The sequence below is a fragment of the Streptomyces sp. NPDC058758 genome, from assembly GCF_042746075.1.
Lineage (GTDB): Bacteria > Actinomycetota > Actinomycetes > Streptomycetales > Streptomycetaceae > Streptomyces.
Genome location: NZ_JBHYPS010000001.1, coordinates 319,421 through 337,009, shown reverse-complemented (window position 1 = coordinate 337,009; position 17,589 = coordinate 319,421). Strand labels below are relative to the sequence as shown.

At 73.0% G+C, this 17,589-nt stretch carries 16 protein-coding genes and 1 riboswitch; of the genes, 7 read left to right on the top strand and 9 right to left on the bottom strand.

Annotation, left to right across the window (positions count from 1 at the left end; genetic code table 11):
- Positions 1 to 5: 5 nt before the first annotated feature.
- Positions 6 to 1,007, top strand: a complete 1,002-nt coding sequence (locus ACFW6A_RS01535; RefSeq protein ID WP_351840962.1) for a 2-hydroxyacid dehydrogenase — start codon at positions 6 to 8, stop codon at positions 1,005 to 1,007.
- Here the strand turns inward: ACFW6A_RS01535 and ACFW6A_RS01530 are convergent.
- Positions 1,004 to 2,881: a chorismate-binding protein gene (locus tag ACFW6A_RS01530; RefSeq protein ID WP_351840964.1), complete on the bottom strand. Its 1,878-nt coding sequence runs from the start codon at positions 2,879 to 2,881 to the stop codon at positions 1,004 to 1,006. The two genes, ACFW6A_RS01535 and ACFW6A_RS01530, sit on opposite strands and share 4 nt — an antisense overlap.
- Positions 2,882 to 3,133: 252 nt before the next feature.
- A complete protein-coding gene (locus ACFW6A_RS01525; protein ID WP_351840966.1) occupies positions 3,134 to 5,893 on the bottom strand; it encodes an N-acetylmuramoyl-L-alanine amidase in 2,760 nt (919 codons plus the stop codon).
- Positions 5,894 to 6,108: 215 nt separating this feature from the next.
- Here ACFW6A_RS01525 and ACFW6A_RS01520 point away from each other — a divergent pair, with 215 nt between their 5' ends.
- Complete coding sequence (locus ACFW6A_RS01520) at positions 6,109 to 7,461, top strand: class II 3-deoxy-7-phosphoheptulonate synthase (protein ID WP_376466916.1); 1,353 nt, start codon at positions 6,109 to 6,111, stop codon at positions 7,459 to 7,461.
- Positions 7,462 to 7,583: 122 nt separating this feature from the next.
- On the top strand, positions 7,584 to 7,844 hold the full coding sequence (locus ACFW6A_RS01515) for a (2Fe-2S)-binding protein (RefSeq protein ID WP_351840968.1): 261 nt from the start codon (positions 7,584 to 7,586) through the stop codon (positions 7,842 to 7,844).
- 37 nt (positions 7,845 to 7,881) lie between these two features.
- Here ACFW6A_RS01515 and bfr read toward each other — a convergent pair whose 3' ends face one another.
- The gene (gene bfr / locus ACFW6A_RS01510) at positions 7,882 to 8,358 is read right to left on the bottom strand and encodes a bacterioferritin (RefSeq protein ID WP_351840970.1); all 477 of its coding nucleotides are present in this window, start codon (positions 8,356 to 8,358) and stop codon (positions 7,882 to 7,884) included.
- 181 nt (positions 8,359 to 8,539) lie between these two features.
- Here bfr and ACFW6A_RS01505 point away from each other — a divergent pair, with 181 nt between their 5' ends.
- Entirely contained in the window at positions 8,540 to 9,184 is a 645-nt protein-coding gene (locus ACFW6A_RS01505; protein ID WP_351840972.1) for a sulfite oxidase-like oxidoreductase, read from the top strand.
- 33 nt (positions 9,185 to 9,217) lie between these two features.
- Here ACFW6A_RS01505 and ACFW6A_RS01500 read toward each other — a convergent pair whose 3' ends face one another.
- The 6 genes from ACFW6A_RS01500 to thiO form a co-directional block, all read right to left on the bottom strand.
- Positions 9,218 to 9,814: a DUF4396 domain-containing protein gene (locus tag ACFW6A_RS01500; protein WP_351840974.1), complete on the bottom strand. Its 597-nt coding sequence runs from the start codon at positions 9,812 to 9,814 to the stop codon at positions 9,218 to 9,220.
- Between the two features lie 96 nt (positions 9,815 to 9,910).
- Entirely contained in the window at positions 9,911 to 10,762 is an 852-nt protein-coding gene (locus tag ACFW6A_RS01495; RefSeq protein WP_351840976.1) for a deoxyribonuclease IV, read from the bottom strand.
- Between the two features lie 7 nt (positions 10,763 to 10,769).
- On the bottom strand, positions 10,770 to 12,695 hold the full coding sequence (gene pknB / locus ACFW6A_RS01490; protein WP_351840978.1) for a Stk1 family PASTA domain-containing Ser/Thr kinase: 1,926 nt from the start codon (positions 12,693 to 12,695) through the stop codon (positions 10,770 to 10,772).
- Between the two features lie 102 nt (positions 12,696 to 12,797).
- On the bottom strand, positions 12,798 to 13,592 hold the full coding sequence (locus ACFW6A_RS01485) for a thiazole synthase (RefSeq protein ID WP_351840980.1): 795 nt from the start codon (positions 13,590 to 13,592) through the stop codon (positions 12,798 to 12,800).
- 5 nt (positions 13,593 to 13,597) lie between these two features.
- Positions 13,598 to 13,798: a sulfur carrier protein ThiS gene (gene thiS / locus ACFW6A_RS01480; RefSeq protein ID WP_043223059.1), complete on the bottom strand. Its 201-nt coding sequence runs from the start codon at positions 13,796 to 13,798 to the stop codon at positions 13,598 to 13,600.
- Positions 13,795 to 14,979, bottom strand: a complete 1,185-nt coding sequence (gene thiO / locus ACFW6A_RS01475; protein ID WP_351840982.1) for a glycine oxidase ThiO — start codon at positions 14,977 to 14,979, stop codon at positions 13,795 to 13,797. The genes thiS and thiO overlap by 4 nt, the downstream gene beginning before the upstream one ends.
- A riboswitch (TPP riboswitch) is annotated at positions 14,977 to 15,090 on the bottom strand. It overlaps the preceding gene by 3 nt.
- An 83-nt stretch (positions 15,091 to 15,173) precedes the next feature.
- Here thiO and ACFW6A_RS01470 point away from each other — a divergent pair.
- The 3 genes from ACFW6A_RS01470 to thiE all read left to right on the top strand — a co-directional run bounded on the left by ACFW6A_RS01470 (position 15,174) and on the right by thiE (position 17,589).
- Entirely contained in the window at positions 15,174 to 16,397 is a 1,224-nt protein-coding gene (locus tag ACFW6A_RS01470) for an FAD-dependent oxidoreductase (protein WP_351840984.1), read from the top strand.
- Between the two features lie 98 nt (positions 16,398 to 16,495).
- A complete protein-coding gene (locus ACFW6A_RS01465; RefSeq protein WP_351840986.1) occupies positions 16,496 to 16,861 on the top strand; it encodes an Rv2175c family DNA-binding protein in 366 nt (121 codons plus the stop codon).
- A 74-nt stretch (positions 16,862 to 16,935) separates the two neighbouring features.
- A complete protein-coding gene (gene thiE, locus ACFW6A_RS01460) occupies positions 16,936 to 17,589 on the top strand; it encodes a thiamine phosphate synthase (protein ID WP_351840988.1) in 654 nt (217 codons plus the stop codon).

Genomic DNA, 17,589 nt, shown 5'->3' with positions numbered 1-17,589 from the left:
CTGTCGTGGAGATCCTGGCATTCGGCGTGCAGGCGGACGAGAAGCCGCTGATCGAGAGGGCGTTCGCGGGCCACCACGACGTCCGCTGCCTCGACGTCTTCCTCAGCGAGGACACCGCCCCCATCGCGGCCGGGTACGAGATCGTCTCCACCAGCGTCAACGCCGTCCTCGACCACCGGGTCCTGCAGACCCTGGCGGCCGGCGGGACCCAGATGATCGCCCAGCGCTCCACCGGCTTCAACAACATCGACCTGGAGGTCGCCGAACGCCTCGGCCTCACCGTCGCCCGGGTCTCGTACTACTCGCCGTACTCGGTCGCCGAGTTCGCCTGGACCCTCGCCATGGCCGTCAACCGGCGGATCGTCCGCGCCTCCAACCGCACGCGCGACTTCGACTTCCGCCTCGACGGGCTGATGGGCCGCGACATGCGGGGCCGCACGGTCGGCGTCCTCGGCACCGGCAAGATCGGCGAGGCCTTCACCCGGATCGCCCACGGCTTCGGCATGCGGCTCCTCGGCTGGGACGTCGCCGAGAACCCGGCCTGCGTCGCCCTCGGCATGGAGTACGCCGACAAGGACCGGCTCCTCGCCGAGGCCGACCTCGTCAGCCTCCACGTCCCGCTGCTGCCCGCCACCCGGCACATCATCGACGCCGCCGCCCTCAAGGCCATGAAGGACGACGCGATCCTGGTCAACTCCAGCCGCGGCGGCCTCGTCGACACCGAGGCCCTCGTCACCGAGCTCCGCGCCGGCCGCTTCACCGGCGTCGGCCTCGACGTCTACGAGGCCGAGGCCGGCCTCTTCTTCCTCGACAAGTCCCTCGCCGGCGTCGAGGACGACACCCTGGCCCGCCTGGTGACCTTCCCGAACGTCGTCGTGACCAGCCACCAGGCGTACTACACCGTCGACGCGGTCGGCCAGATCATCGACACCACGGTCCAGAACGTCCTCGACTACACGCGCGGCGAGCGCGGCGAGAACGTCCTGGTCCCCAGGGCCGCCTCCTAGACCAGCACCCCGGCCAGCAGCGAGGCCGTCACCGCCGCGCCCTCCAGCGTCAGCACCGACTCCGGGTGGAACTGCACCGAGGCGAAGCCCGGGCCGCGCAGCGCGTGCACCTCGCCCGACTCCGCGTCCCGGCTCACCTCGATCCGGTGCAGCGCCAGCTCCGTCTCCTCCCGCTCGTCGCAGCGCGCCGTGAAGCTGTTGTAGAAGCCGACCGTCCGCTCCTGCCCGAACAGGTCGATCCGGACCTGGGCGCCCTGGAACGGGACCCGCTTGCGCACGATGTCCAGTCCCAGCTCGGCGGCGATCAGCTCGTGGCCCAGGCACACGCCGAGGAGCCCGTGCCGGTGGCCGCGCAGCAGCTCGGCGGTGAGCCCGCGCAGGAACCGCATCTTCGGGTCGGCCGCGTCCGTCGGGTCGCCCGGGCCGGGCCCCAGCACCACCGGCCCCTCGTGGGCGAGCGCCAGCTCCCGCAGCCCCGGCTCGTCGTAGCGCAGCACCGACACCTCCAGCCCCGAGGAGCGCAGCAGGTGGGCCAGCATCGCGGTGAAGGTGTCCTCCGCGTCGACCACCAGCGCGTGGCCCGTCAGCTCCGCCGACCGGACCTGCATCCGCAGCCAGAACGGCGCCAGGTCCGCCCGCCGGGCGTCCAGCGCGGCCCGCACCCGCGGATCGTCCGCCAGCCGCGGCCGGACGACCGCGTCCTCCGCGGCCGGGCGCCCCTCCCGCACCCCGAGCGCCGCCAGCACCCCCGCCGCCTTCGCGTGGGTCTCCGCGACCTCGCCCGCCGGGTCCGAGTGCCGCACCAGCGTCGCGCCCACCGGCACCCGCAGCCGCCCGTCGGCCGCGATGTCGGCGGTACGGATGAGGATGGGGGAGTCCAGCGTCTGCGCCCCGTTCCCGTCCGTGCCGAGCAGCGCCAGCGCGCCCGCGTAGTAGCCCCGCCCGCCCGCCTCGTGACGCTCGATCACCCGGCAGGCGTTCTGCACCGGCGAGCCCGTCACCGTCGCCGCGAACATCGTCTCCCGCAGCACCTCCCGCACGTCCAGCGAGGAACGGCCCCGCAACTCGTACTCGGTGTGCGCGAGATGGGCCATCTCCTTCAGCCGGGGGCCGATCACCACCCCGCCCCTGTCCCCGACCGTGCACATCATCTTCAGCTCCTCGTCCACCACCATGGAGAGCTCCTCGGTCTCCTTGCGGTCGGCGAGGAAGCCCAGCAGCCCCTCGGCGGTCGGCGCGGCCCCGTCCGGGTAGCGGTAGGTTCCGCTGATCGGGTTCATGACCACGGTCCCGCCCGACATCCGGACGTGCACCTCGGGGCTGGCCCCGACGAGCGTCCGCTCCCCGGTGTGCACGACGAAGGTCCAGTACGCGCCCCGCTCGCCCCGGAGCAGCCGCCGGAAGAGCGCCAGCGCGTCGGCCCGCCCGAAGCCCGGGATCTCGCCGGTGTACGTCCGCCGGATGACGAAGTTCGCGCCCTCGCCGCCGCCGATCTCCTCCTCGATCACCCGCCGCACGGTCGCCGCGTACTCCTCGTCGGAGACGTCGAACCGCCCGCCGGCCACGGCGACGGGGTGCGCGGGCAGCGCCTCCAGCACCTCGCCGAGCGGCAGCTCGTACGTCTCGTCGGCGACCAGCACCGACAGCGGCGTCCCGTCGTCCCGCACGTCGAACCCGCGCTCGCGGATCTGCCGGAACGGCACCAGCGCGAGCGCCGGCCGCTCGCCCACCGGCAGCTCGGCCAGCCGCTCCACCTCGTGGACGGAGCCGGTCAGCACCTCGACGGTGTCGTGGTCGCGGCCGGGGGTGCGGCGGCGCAGCAGGGCGAAGGGCGGGGCGGAGTCGTCGAGGAGACGGGAGAGGTCGAAGTCCATGGCAGTGGGTTCCTTCCGGTCGGAGTGCGGAGAGGAACGGCCTCGCGGGTACGAGAAAGGCCGCCCCTCGGGCGGCCTTCGCGTGGTCTTCGGGTACGCGCAGTCAGTGGGCCGCCGGAGGGACGGTCCACCACCAGTTCTGGTGCGAAGGCGTGTACATGCGAGCACTGTAACCCAGCCGGACACGGGAACGGGGCCCGTCCCGCGCCCCGGAAGGCGTGGAACGGGCCCCGTCCGCGGGGCGCGACCGGATCAGACGATCAGGTTGAAGGCCTGCCAGCCGCCGCCGACCTGCGCCTTGGGGGCGTAGGGGTTGGGGTAGCCGCCGGTGTTCCTGTAGAACCACAGGACGCCGGAGGCGTCGCGGGCGATCAGGTCCGGCTTGCCGTCCTTGTTCAGGTCACCCGGGCCGACCATCGTGTCGTACGCCTGCCAGCCGCCGCCGACCTGCGCCTTCGTGGCGTAGGGGTTCGGGTGGCCGCCGGTGTTCTTGTAGAACCACAGGACGCCGGCCTTGTCGCGGGCGATCAGGTCGGGCCTGCCGTCGGCGTTCATGTCGCCGGTGCTGATCAGCTCGTTGTAGACCTGCCAGCCGCCGCCGACCTTGACGCGGGTCGCGAACGGGTTCGGGGAGGCGCCGGTGTTCGTGTACAGCCACAGGACGCCGGTCTTGTCGCGGGCGATCAGGTCGGGCCTGCCGTCGGCGTTCATGTCGCGCGCGCCGAGGATCTTGTCGTAGACCTGCCAGCCGCCACCGACCCGGAGGCGCGCCTTGAACGGCGCGTTCGGGTTGCCGGAGCCCTTGTAGTACCAGAGCACGCCGTCCTTGTCCCGGGCGACCGCGTCACCGGTGCCGTCGGCCCGCAGCTCCGTCATCGCCGTGAGCGCGTCGTAGGCCTGCCACCCGGCACCGACCCGGTACTTGGCCAGGAACGGCGCGGCGGGGTTGCCGGACCCCTGGTACTGCCAGAGGACGCCGGCGGCGTCGCGGGCGATGACGTTGTTGCGGTCGGTGGCGCTGACGGGGGCGGCCGAGGGGGCCTCGGTGACCTCGCTCTCCTTCACCCAGACGATCTTGTGGTGGAAGCGGATCGGCACGAACTTGACGCTGCCGACGACGTTCCTCTGGGCCGAGCCGAACCAGTCGTCGCCCACCACCGCGGGGCCGGCCTTCACGTAGGCCTGGCCGGAGGCAAAGGTGAACTTCGACAGCGGGTCGTTCTCGTTGCCCGGGGCCTCCAGGGCGGCCGCGGTGTAGGCGGCGGTCTCCGGGAAGGAGCGGCCGAAGACCTTGATGGAGGTCAGGGGGGCCTTGACCTTCACCGTGGTGGCGTTCACCGGCACGGTGTACTGGCCGCCGGGGTTGTAGAACCAGGCCTTCTGGCCCGCGTACCAGATCGCCGTCCAGTTGGTTCTGACCTCGGCGACGACGTAGAGGCCGCCGGCACGGACCTTGTTGCCGTAGTTGGAGCCCTGGGTGGGCAGCGCGGTGAAGTACGGATCCTTGAGGGCGGCGTAGCTCGTCCCCGGGCCCGTGTAGAGGTAGCCGAAGTTGACGGGGCGGACCGAGGCCGTCTTGTTCGTCTTGGTCTCGTCGTCCCAGTACGTCATCGCCGTCTGGTTCGCCGTGGTGAACGGCGGCACCACGCGGACCGTCTGCCCCGCGCGGAACAGCCCGCCCGCGCCCTTGTCGCCCTGCGGGGCGCCGAGCAGGGACATGTAGTAGTTCCAGTCCCAGTACGGGCCCGCGTCCCAGTGGAGGGTGTCCATGCGGTCGTCCGTCTGGAGCGCGACCTCGTCGTGGCCGATGATGTGCTCACGGTCGATCGGCACGCCGTACTTGGCGGCGAGGAACTTCACCAGCTCGGCCGAGGTGCGGTAGAGCTGCGGGTCGAACCAGGAGCCCTCCTTGATGGCCCAGCCCTCGTGCTCCACGCCGATGGCGTGCATGTTGTGGGTCCAGTTGCCCGCGTGCCAGGCCAGGTTCTTGTTCTCCAGCAGCTGGGCCACCTCGGTGCCCGCCGCGTTGATCATGTAGTGGGCGCTGCCCTTGCCCTTCGGGTCGGTCAGGGTCCGCAGCGAACCGTCCCACGCGCCCTCGGTGTCGTGGATGACGATCTGGCGGATGTCGACGCCGTTGTTGGGGCGGTCGGCCTGGGTGTAGTTCTTCGACCCGTCCGCCGCCGGCACGATGAAGTGGGGCGTGCAGTTCATCCCGGACGGGCACTCGACCGTCGCCGTCGTCGCCGTGGTGCTCGCGAAGGCCGCGGCGAGCGGGACGTTCGCGGGCCGGGCCGGGGTGACCGAGGGGTCGGCCGGCAGGGCGAGCTGCTCGCCGTCGGAGGTGAGCTTGTGCTCGCCCTTCTTGATCGACTCGAAGACGCGCTTCGCGAAGACCTCGGCGCCCTTCTTCTGCGTCGACTCGCTGTAGCGGGCCACGGCCGGGTACCAGTCGCCGGCCTCGTCCGACAGCTCGGCTCCCGCCTGCTTCTGGTACTCGGCGAGCAGGGCGGCACCGGCCCGGATGGAGGCGGCGCTGTCGTTCTGGACGGTCTCGGCCGGGCTGTCGATCAGATCGGCGGCCTTGTCCAGCGTGTGCAGCCGGGGGTCGTCGGTGTCGACGGTGGCTCCGGCCAGGGTGCGGCGGACCCGCTCCGGGTCGAAGCCCTTCTCGATCTCCGGGCGCCCGCTGCCGTTGAAGTGCCGGATCTGCTCGTCGGTGATCTCGGTCTCGACGTCCTCCGGGTCGACCTTCGTCAGGCCCATGACGTTGTAGCCGCCCGTGGTGCTGGGCTCGCCGTCGTGGGACTCCCACAGCGACTTCTGGTACGACACCGCCATCAGCACGCTCTGCGGTACGTCGAACTCCGCCGCCGCCGCCGCGAACTGCTCCTGGAGGGTGGCCCTGCCGCCGGGCTCCGCGTCGCCGGCCGCGCCGAGGAGACCCGGCGAGGCGACCGCGAGGGTCCCGATCGTGGCGGTGGCGACGACCGCGGCCGCCGCGCCGTACAAGAGTCGTTTCTTCTTGCGATCCCTGCGGTGCCTCTGGGTCACACCCACCCCTGTTGTCAGCTATGTATTTGGCGAGCAGGTTTGCTCGTTTGCTAAACGGGCCCGAGGGTAACATCACCCGATGGCGTGAAGATCGTGCCCGGACATAACGGATGCGCGTCTCAGTGACTGGGCAGGGGACAGGACAGGACGAAGAACCCCGTACTGTGGTCCGTGTGACCGTGAACGCTGAATCCCACGCCGTCGCCAAGGCGACCTGGCGAGACCTGCCCGCGGCGCAGCAGCCCGAGTACCCCGATGCCGAGGCTCTGCGCGATGTGATCGCGGACCTCGAGTCGTATCCTCCGCTCGTCTTCGCCGGCGAGTGCGACCAGCTGCGCGCCCGGATGGGAGCCGTCGCCCGTGGCGAGGCGTTCCTGCTCCAGGGCGGCGACTGCGCGGAGGCCTTCGACGCGGTGTCGGCCGATCACATCCGGGCCAAGCTGAAGACCCTGCTCCAGATGAGCGCCGTCCTGACGTACGCGGCCTCCGTGCCCGTCGTCAAGGTGGGCCGCATCGCGGGGCAGTACTCCAAGCCCCGCTCCAAGGGCACCGAGACCCGTGACGGTGTGACGCTCCCCACCTACCGGGGCGACTCCGTCAACGGCTTCGACTTCAACGAGAAGGCCCGCGTCCCGGACCCCGAGCGCCTGAAGCGGATGTACAACGCGTCCGCCTCCACGCTCAACCTGGTCCGCGCCTTCACCACCGGCGGTTACGCCGACCTGCGCCAGGTGCACGCCTGGAACCAGGACTTCGTGAAGTCGTCCCCGTCGGGCCAGCGCTACGAGCAGCTGGCGCGCGAGATCGACAACGCCCTGAACTTCATGAAGGCCTGCGGCACCGACCCGGCCGAGTTCAAGGCGGTGGAGTTCTACGCCTCGCACGAGGCACTGCTGCTGGACTACGAGGGCGCGCTGACCCGTACGGACTCGCGCACCGGCAAGCTGTACGACACCTCCGGCCACATGGTCTGGATCGGCGAGCGCACCCGCCAGCTGGACCACGCCCACATCGAGTTCGCCGCGCAGATCGCGAACCCGATCGGCATCAAGCTGGGCCCGACGACCACCCCGGAGGAGGCGCTGACGTACATCGAGCGCCTCGACCCGGACCGCGAGCCGGGCCGGCTGACCTTCATCGTCCGCATGGGCGCCGACAAGGTCCGGGACAGGCTCCCGGAGCTGGTCGAGAAGGTCACCGCCTCGGGCGCCACCGTCGCCTGGGTGACCGACCCGATGCACGGCAACACCTTCGAGGCGGCCTCGGGCCACAAGACCCGCCGCTTCGACGACGTGCTCGACGAGGTCAAGGGCTTCTTCGAGGTCCACAAGGAGCTGGGCACCCACCCGGGCGGCATCCACGTGGAGCTCACCGGTGACGACGTCACCGAGTGCGTGGGCGGCGGCGACGAGATCTTCGTCGACGACCTGCACCAGCGCTACGAGACGGCCTGCGACCCGCGCCTCAACCGGAGCCAGTCGCTCGACCTCGCGTTCCTCGTGGCCGAGATGTACCGCGATCAGTAAGTAGGTACCTACGACGATGGGGCGCGGATCCTTGTGATCCGCGCCCCATCGTCGTATCGAAGGCTTTTGCGCCCCGGGCCCGCCGGGTAAGGTTAGGTTAGCCTAATCGATCTCGGCGGGAGGTGATCCGCGTGTACGTCTGCTCATGCTTCGGTGTCACGGAGAAGCAGGTCAAGGAGCACGCGGAGGCCGGCGCCTGCACGCCCCGCCAGATCGCCTCGGCCTGCAAGGCGGGCACGGACTGCGGTTCGTGTGTACGTCGCATCCAGGCCATTCTCGGGCGGGGGAACTGCCCGCGCCGCGAGCTCGTCGACCAGGGCGTCCCCGCTCTCGTGGCGGAGGTCTCCGGCGCGGAGGTCCTCGACCTTCCCGAGGCCGCCTAGCCCTCCGGCCGGCCGCCCCGGGCCCTCGGGCGCCCCGTCAGCTGGGCTGCTCGATGAGCGTCGAGAGGTAGAGCGCCTCGCCCAGCGACTCGATCAGCTCCAGCTGGGTGTCCAGGTAGTCGATGTGGTGCTCCTCGTCCGCGAGGATCTCCTCGAAGAGGTTGGCCGAGGTGACGTCGCCCTTGGCGCGCATGACCTCGATGCCCCGCTTGAGGCGGTCGATCGCCTCCACCTCGACCTGGCGGTCCGCCTGGAACATCTCGGTGACGGTCTGGCCGACGCGCACGTGGAAGAGCCGCTGGTAGTTGGGCAGGCCGTCGAGCATCAGGATGCGCTCGGTCAGCTTGTCCGCGTGCTTCATCTCGTCGATGGACTCTTCGCGGGTGTACTTCGCGAGCTTCGTCCAGCCCTTGTTGTCCTGGATGCGGTAGTGCAGCCAGTACTGGTTGATGGCCGTCAGCTCGCCGGTCAGCTGCTCGTTCAGAAACTCCAGGACCTCGGGGTCGCCCTGCATCGCTCCAGGTTCCTTCCATCACGGGACGTGTCCGGCCCCTCACGGGGCAGGATGGCCGCATCCTCGCACTCCGCATGGGGGGCGTCCAGTAAGTGCAGGCTTAGTAGGAGTTGCCCGAATGGGCGCGTCCGGGTGGGTGGCTGGTCATGACCACCCCTCGCGGTCTGTCACCATGGATGACATGGGTCAGCCGGACAGCGGGGTACACCGGGAAGCGGGGATGCCGGACATTTCGCCCGAGCTGCCGCCGGGGCAGCGGCTCCAGCGCGGCTGGCCGGTCACCCACTACGGGCCCGTGCCCAAGTTCAAGCCGGAGCGCTGGGAGTTCCGCGTCTTCGGCGCGACCGCCGACGGCGACAAGCGCTGCTGGAACCACGAGGAGTTCTCGGCCCTGCCGTTCTCCACGGTGGTGGCCGATCTGCACTGCGTGACCAAGTTCAGCATGCTCGGCGCCGAGTGGGGCGGCGTCGCCGCCCGCACGGTCCTGGAACTCGCGCCGCCCGCCCCGCACGTCACGCACGTGATGGTGTGGGCCGAGTACGGCTACAGCGCCAACATGCGGCTCGCGGACTTCGCCGCCGAGGGCACGATCTTCGCCACCCACAAGGACGGCGAGCTGCTCACCGCCGAGCACGGCTTCCCGCTGCGGCTCGTCGTGCCGCACCTGTACGCCTGGAAGGGCCCGAAGTGGGTCCGGGGCGTGGAGTACATGACGGCCGACCGCCGGGGCTTCTGGGAGGAGCGCGGCTACCACAACCTCGGCGACCCGTGGACCGAGCAGCGCTACTCGTACCAGGAGGAACCGGGCGACGGCCCGGAGCTGTAGGCCCCCGGCCGTCGCGTACGGCCCGGCCGTCGGTCAGTGGTGGTACTGGTGCACCACCGCGTGGCCCTTGCCCCGCCCGATCATCCACTTGTTCACCGGCGTGGTGACCAGGAAGGCGACGACGAAGGCGAAGGCGAGGGCGCCCCAGAAGAGGGCGTCGTCGAGGTGGGCGTCCATGGCGCCGGGGACGAGCAGCAGCACGCCGTTGTCGACGATCTCCATGACGATGATCGAGATCGTGTCGGCGGCGAGCGCGACCTTGAAGGCGGACCGGAAGTCCAGGCCGGCGGCGAGGACGCCGCGCAGCGTGAGCGCGTAGCCGAAGAAGAACGCCAGGACGATCGCGAGGACCATGGTCGGCGCGTTGCCCCAGCCGAGCGCGGTGCCGATGATCATGCCGAGGACCTCGCCGATGGCGCAGCCGGTGAGGCAGTGGAGGGTGGCCTTCGCCGCCATGCCCCAGGACGCCGTCCCGCCGCCGTGGCCGGCGTGGTGGTCTCCGTGGCCTTCGTGACCCTCGTGGCCTCCGTGGCCCGCGTGGTCTTCGTGACCCGCGTGTGCGGCGGTGTGGGCGTGGTCCGTGTGCCCGGTGTGGCGGTGGTGATGGGTCTCGTGCGCTTCGTGCTCCATGAGGGTGCCCCCAACCTCGGGTAGCGGTTCCTGCTTCTCCTCGGGAACCGTATACCCCCTCGGGGTATTCCTCAATCGGAAATGACCGGGAGTGGATCAGTCCCGGAGCTTCTTGAGCAGCTCGATGTCGGCGAGGTGCCCCTCCTTGCCGCCCGGGGTCTCGATGATCAGCGGCACGCCGTCGGTGGCCGGGTGGCGCAGGAGTTCACGGAACGCCTCCTGGCCGATGTGGCCGACGCCGATGTTGGCGTGCCGGTCCTTGTGCGCGCCGGCGACGTCCTTCGAGTCGTTGGCGTGGATCAGCCGCAGCCGGCCCTCGCCGACCGTGGCGACCAGCTCGTCCAGGGTCCGCGCCGCCCCGCCCGGCGCGGTCAGGTCGTGGCCGGCCGCGAAGACGTGGCAGGTGTCCAGGCAGATCCCCAGCCGGGGGTGGTGGTCGAGCGCGTCGAAGTACGGCCCGAAGTCCTCCGCCCTGGAACAGAGCGAGGAGCCCTGGCCGGCCGTGGACTCCAGGAGCAGGTACGGGTCGTCCTCGTGGGTCAGCTCGTCGAGCAGCGGCAGCAGGCGCTCCCGCACCTGCGCCAGCGCCTGCGCGCGGGGACGGCCGCCGGTGGCCGAGCCGGTGTGGACCACCACGCCCCGCGCGCCGATCTCCCGGCCGCGCCGCAGCGAGTGGCGCAGGGACTCCACCGACTTCTCGGCGGTGGCCTCGGTGGAGGAGCCGAAGTTGATCAGATAGGGGGCGTGCACCCAGGCCGAGACCGACCCGTCGGCGCACTCCTGGCGGAACCGCTCGTCCTGGGCGGGGTTGCCGGTCGGGGTGGCCCAGCCGCGCGGGTTGGCGACGAAGACCTGGACGGTCTCGGCGCCCAGCTCGCGGGCGTAGCCCAGGCCGGTCGTGGCGAGACCGCCCGCCACGGGGACGTGGCCGCCGACGGGGTTGCGCATGGCTCTCTCAGATTCCCTTGATCGTGATGGTGACGGTGGAGCCCTCCGGGGCGGTCGTCCCGCCCTCGGCGGACTGGCCCGTGACCTCGTTGCCGAGGAAGGGGAAGGACTTCTCGACCTTCACCTCGAAACCGGCGTCCTCCAGTGCCGCGCGGGCCTCGTCGGTCGTCATGCCGAGGACGTCCGGGACCTCGACGGGACGCGGGCCCTTGGAGACCGTCAGGGTGACCGCGTCGCCCTTCGCGGCCCGGCTGCCCTCGGCGAGGGACTGGGCGGCGACCGAACCGGCGGCCTCGGGGGAGTGCACCCGCTCCGGCGCGACGGTGACCTTGAGCCCGGCCTCCTGGAGGGCGGCGGTGGCGTCGGCGACGGTCTCGCCGGTCACGTCGGGGACGTCGACCGGGGCGCCCTTGCTGACCACGAGGGCGACGGCCGAGTCCGGGGCCCGCTCGGTGCCCGGCTCCGGGTCGGAGCCGATCACGGCGCCCTGGGCGACGGTCGTGCTGAAGGCGGTGGAGACGACGCCGGGGGCGAGGCCCTGCTCGGTGAGGATCCGCTTGGCCTCGGCGAGCGGCTTGTTCCGCAGGTTGGGGACCTTCACGATCTCCGGGCCGCGGGAGAGGGTGAGGGTGACGGTGGCGTGGCTGCGGACCCGCTCGCCGGGCGCCGGGTCGACGGCCATCACGGTGCCGCGCTCGTACACCTCGCTGAAGGCGCGCTTCGTCGTGCCCAGCTCCAGGCCGGCGTCGGCCAGCCGCCCGGCGGCCGCCTCCTCGGTCTGGCCGAGGACGGCGGGGACCCGGGTGAACTGGCCGGCGTTGATGTACCAGACGCCGCCGCCGATGCCCAGGGCGAGCAGGACGCCGAGGACGATCAGGAGCGGGCCGCGCGGGGCCGGCCGGCGGAGGGTGCGGCGGCGCCCGCCGGGCGGCGGGGGCTCGGGGGCCGAGAGGCGGCTGGTGTGCCGCACCTCGTGCGGGTCGGCGGCCTCCGCCGCGGGCACGGGGCGGGCGATCACGCTGGTGCGGTCCTCGCCGGTGTCCCGCTGCTCGGCGCGCGCCCGGGGCGGCACCGCGTCCAGCTGCGCGTCGGTGAGCGCCGCCCGCGCCTCCCGGGCCTGGGCGAGCAGGGCCACGGCGTCGTGCGGGCGGACCTCGGGATTGCGGGCGGTCGCGGAGGCGACCAGCTCGTCCAGCTCCAGCGGCAGGCCGGGGACGGCGGCGGACGGGGCCGGCACGTCGGTGTTCAGGTGCTGGTAGAGCACCTGGGCCGGGGTGTCGCCCGAGTGGGGCTTGGCGCCCGTCAGCATCTCGTACAGCACGACGCCGCAGGCGTACACGTCGGCGCGGGTGTCGGCGGTGCCGTGCTCGATCTGCTCGGGGGCGAGGTACGAGACGGTGCCGAGGACCGCTCCGGTGGTGGCGGTCGCCGAGTTGACGGACCGGACGAGCCCGAAGTCGGCGACCTTGACCCGGCCGTCGTCCCCTATCAGCACGTTCTCCGGCTTCATGTCCCGGTGCACGAACCCGGCCCGGTGCGCGGCGCCGAGCGCGGCCAGCACCGGCTCCAGGATGTCCAGGGCGGCGCGGGGCTGGAGGGCGCCGCGCTCGCGGAGCACGTCCCGCAGGGTGCAGCCGGAGACGTACTCCATCGCCAGGTAGACGTACGCGCCCTCGGCGCCCTGGTCGAAGACGGCGACCACGTTCGGGTGCGCGAGGCGGGCGACGGACTTCGCCTCGCGGATGAACCGCTCGACGAAGACGGCGTCGGCCGCCAGGGCGGGGTGCATCACCTTGAGCGCGAGGACGCGGTCGAGGCGGGTGTCCACGGCCCGGTAGACCGTGGCCATCCCGCCGACGGCGATGCGCGCGTCGACGCGGTAGCGGCCGTCGAGCAGCCGCCCGACGAGGGGGTCCTGAAGGGTCGTGTCCACGGCGTCGAGTCTACGAGCCGGGGCGGACGCGGCCCGCCCCCCGGGGCCGACCGCAGCACGCTTGTGACGTACCCCGCGCACCCCGGCCCCGGCGGGAGGGGGTCAGAACGCGGGGCGCTCCGGGTCGAGGCGGGCGCGGCCCTCCACGGGGGAGGACGCCTCCGCGAAGTGGCGGCGGGGGATGCGGCCCGCGCGGCGGGCCAGCCGCCCGGCCTCGACCGCGTGGCGCATCGCCGAGGCCATCAGGACCGGCTCCTGCGCGCGGGTCACCGCCGAGGCGAGCATCACCGCCGCGCACCCCAGCTCCATCGCGAGCGCCGCGTCCGAGGCGGTGCCCGCGCCGGCGTCGAGGATCACCGGGACGCCGGCCCGCTCCACGATCAGCTCGAAGTTGTGCGGGTTGCGGATGCCGAGGCCGGAGCCGATGGGGGAGCCGAGCGGCATGATCGCCGCGCAGCCGACGTCCTCCAGCTTCCGGGCCAGGACCGGGTCGTCGTTGGTGTAGGGCAGGACGGTGAAGCCGTCGTCCACCAGGGTCTCGGCGGCGTCGAGGAGCTCCACCCCGTCCGGGAGGAGGGTCCGCTCGTCCGCCACCACCTCCAGCTTGACCCAGTCGGTGCCCAGCGCCTCCCGGGCGAGCCGGGCGGTGAGGACGGCCTCGCCCGCCGTGTGGCAGCCCGCCGTGTTCGGCAGCACGCGGATGCCGAGCCGGTCCAGGACGGAGAGGACCGACCCCTGCACGGTCGGGTCGAGGCGGCGCATGGCGACGGTGGTCAGCTCGGTGCCGCTGGCCGCCAGGGAGCGCTCCAGGACGTCCAGGCTGGGGGCGCCGCCGGTGCCCATGATGAGCCGGGAGGAGAACTCCGTACCGCCGAGGACGAAGGCGTCGTCGGACATCGCGCTCAGCCCCCCTGCACCGCGGTCAGCACCTCGACCCGGTCGCCGTCGGCGAGCAGCGTCGCCGCCCACTCGCCGCGCGGCACCACCGTCTCGTTGACGGCGGCGGCGACCCCGGCGGGGGCGGCGGTGAGCTCGGCGACCAGGGAGGCCAGGGAGACGGGGGCGGCGAGCGCGCGCGGCTCGCCGTTCACGGACACGTTCATGCGGGCTGCTCCTGACGTACGGGCAGAGCGGTGGGGAAACGGCGGGGGGAGAAGGGGCGCGCCTCGTCGGGGAGGGCGCCGGTGGTCAGCGCCTCCGCCATGACGTCGCCGGTGACGGGGGTGAGGAGGATCCCGTTGCGGTAGTGGCCGGTGGCCAGGTGGAGACCGGGCAGGGCGCTCGGGCCGAGCAGCGGCGCGTTGTCGGGGGAGCCGGGGCGCAGCCCGGCCAGGGTCTCGGTGAGCGGCAGCTCGGTGAGGCCGGGTACCAGTTCGTGGGCGTCGCGCAGCAGCTCGTACACCCCGCCCGCGGTCACCGTGGTGTCCCAGCCCAGCTCCTCGCTGGTGGCGCCGACGACCAGCTCGCCGTTCTCGCGCGGCACCAGGTAGACGTGGCTGCCCCGGACCACGGCCCGGACGGTGCGGGAGAGGAAGGGGGCGTACGGGGCGGGGATCCGCAGCCGCAGGACCTGGCCCTTCACCGGGCGGACCGGCGGCAGGACCGCCGGGGGCACGCCCGCCAGCCGGCCGCTGAGACTGCCGGCGGCGAGGACGGTCTGCCCGGCGGACAGCTCGGTGCCGTCGCCGAGGACGACGCCGCGCGCCCGGTCGCCGGTCACCACGAGCCGCTCCGCGAGGGCCCGGTGGAAGACCACCCCGGCCCGCTCGCAGGCGGTGAGCAGCGCGGCGGCCAGCCGGCGCGGGTCGACCTGGTGGTCGCCGTCCACCCGGAGCCCGCCGCGCACCCCGGGCGCCAGCATGGGCTCCAGGCGGCGGCACTCGCGGCCGGACAGCCAGGTGGAGGCGAGCCCGCAGCGGGCCTGGAGGGCGTGCAGTTCGCGCAGGTGGGCGCGGTCGTCGGCGTCGAGCGCCACCGCGAGGGTGCCGCAGTCGCGGTAGCCGACATCGAGGCCGGCGGCCTCCTCCAGCTCGGCGACGAAGGCCGGGTAGCGCGCGGCGGAGGCGAGGTTGAGCCCGAGCAGGGTCTCCTCGCCGTAGTGCAGTTCGGTGACCGCGGCGAGCATGCCGGCCGCGGCGCGCGCGGCGCCGCCCCCCGGCCCGGGGTCGACGACCGCGACGGTCAGCCCGCGCAGGGCCGCCCGCCAGGCCGTGACCAGGCCGATGACGCCGCCGCCGACCACGAGGACGTCGGAGCTGGTGTCGGTGCTTTCGGAAGAACGCATGGGCGTTCCCGCCCCTCCCTTCGCCGGCATGACCCGGATCAGGTTCGTACGGTCGGAGGCCGGCCAGCCTCCCTCTCAGCCCGGTGCGTCCGGGCTCCCGCGAGTGGTGTGTGCCCGCCACCCTAGCCCCCGCCGGCGGAGCGCCGCAGGGGACCTCCCTTCCTGACGATTCGTCAGATGCGTAAGGTGGACGGGTGAGCGAGCAGAAGCAGACCCAGCGGCACGTCGTGATCGTCGGCGCGGGCATGGCGGGCGTCCAGACCGCCGTCGCCCTGCGCGAGCAGGGCTTCGAGGGCCCCGTCACCCTCATCGGCGCCGAACCCCACCAGCCCTACGACCGTCCCCCGCTCTCCAAGGCCGTCCTCCTCGGCAAGGCCGAGCACTCCGCCTTCGACGTCGACTTCGAGTCCCTCGGCGTCGACCTCCGCCTCGGCCTCGACGTCACGGGCCTGCGCCCCGCCGCACGCGAGCTCGTCACCGAGGAGGGGCGCTTCCCGTACGACGTCCTCGTCCTCGCCACCGGCGCCCACCCGCTCACCCTCCCCGGCACCGAGGGCGTCCCCGGCGTCCACCTGCTGCGCACCCTCGACGACGCCGTCCGCCTCGGCCCCGTCCTGGCCGGCGGCGGCCCCGTCGTCGTGGTCGGCGCCGGCTGGATCGGCGCCGAGTTCGCCACCGCCGCCCGCGAGGCCGGCTGCGCCGTCACCGTCGTCGAGGCCGCCGCCCTCCCGCTGGCCGGCGCCCTGCCCGACGAGGTCACCACCGCCATGGCCGGCTGGTACGCCGAGAGCGGCGCCGAACTCCTCACCCACGCGCGCGTGGAGACCGTCCGGCCCGGCACCGTCGTCCTCGCCGACGGCCGCGAACTGCCCGCCGGCGCCGTCGTCGTCGGCATCGGCGCCCGCCCCGCCACCGACTGGCTCGCCGGCTCCGGCATCGCCCTCGACCCGAGCGGCGCCGTCACCGCCGACGACCGGCTGCGCACCTCCCTGCCCGACGTGTACGCGGTCGGCGACTGCGCCTCCTTCCCCTCGGCCCGCTACGGCGAGCGGCTCCTCGTCCACCACTGGGACAACGCCCTCCAGGGCCCCCGCACGGTCGCCGCCGACATCACCGGCGCCGACGGCACCGCCCCGGAGCCGTACGACCCCGTCCCGTACTTCTGGTCCGAGCAGTTCGGCCGCTTCGTCCAGTACGCCGGCCACCACGCGGGCGCCGACGCGCTGGTGCGGCGCGGCGACGCGTCCGGCGCCTCCTGGTCGGTGCTCTGGCTGCGCGGCGGGGTGCCGGTCGCGCTGCTCGCCGTCGGCCGCCCCCGCGACCTCGCCCAGGGGCGCAGGCTCATCGAGGCCGGCACCCCCCTCGACCCCGAGCGCGCCGCCGACCCGTCCGTCCCGCTGAAGTCGGCGGCCCTGTAGCGCCGCTCCGCCCGTCCGGGGGCCGGCGGCGCCCCGTACGGAGGCGGGCGGGGCGGGCCCGACTACCGGCCGCCGGTCCCGGATGGCAGGCTTGTCCCGTGACCGAGATTGACGCAAACATCGATGCTCTCGTCCCCGCCTGGCTCTACCTCCCCGACATCGCGGAGATGCTCGGCGTCGAGGTGACGCGGGTGCGGCAGCTGGTGAAGGAGGGCCAGCTGATCGCCGTGCGCCGCGGCGAGAACAACGCCCTCCAGGTACCCGCCGCCTTCATCCAGGACGACAAGGTCGTCAAGGGCCTCGCCGGCACCCTGACGCTCCTGCGGGACGACGGCTTCTCCGACGAGGAGATGCTGGAGTGGCTCTTCACCGCGGACCCGACCCTGCCCGGCACCCCCGCGCAGGCCCTCGGCGAGAATCGCGGCACGGAGGTGAAGCGCCGGGCGCAGGCGCTCGCCCTCTGAACCACCGGACCACCACCGCCGGTGCCGCGGCCCCGCGCCGCGGCACCGGCGCCACCCGACGGGGGGAACCCACCATGCCCACGCCTCGCGAGCGGCTCGCCGACGCCCGGCTCTACCTGTGCACCGACGCCCGGAAGCGCCAGGGCGACCTGCCCGCCTTCCTCGACGCCGTGCTCTCCTCCGGCGTGGACGTCGTGCAGCTCCGCGACAAGGGCATGGAGGCCGGCGAGGAGCTGGAGCACCTCGCCGTCCTCGCCGACGCCTGCCGCCGCCACGGCAAGCTCCTCGCCGTGAACGACCGGGCCGACGTCGCCCACGCCATCGGCTCCGACGTCCTCCACCTCGGCCAGGGCGACCTGCCCGTCCCCGCCGCCCGCGCGATCCTCGGCGACGAGGTGCTGATCGGCCGCTCCTGCCACGCCGAGGCCGAGGTGGCCGCGGCCGCCGCCGAGCCCGGCGTCGACTACTTCTGCACCGGCCCCTGCTGGCCCACCCCCACCAAGCCCGGCCGGTACGCCCCCGGCCTCGGCCTGGTGCGGTACGCGGCGGGCCTCGCCCAGGACCGCCCCTGGTTCGCCATCGGCGGCATCGACGAGACCAACCTGGACGAGGTGCTGGACGCCGGCGCCCGCCGCGTCGTCGTGGTCCGCGCGCTCACCGAGGCCGACGACCCGGCCGCGGCCGCCGCCTCTCTCGCCAAGCGCGTCCGGGAGCGGGCCGGAGCCTGA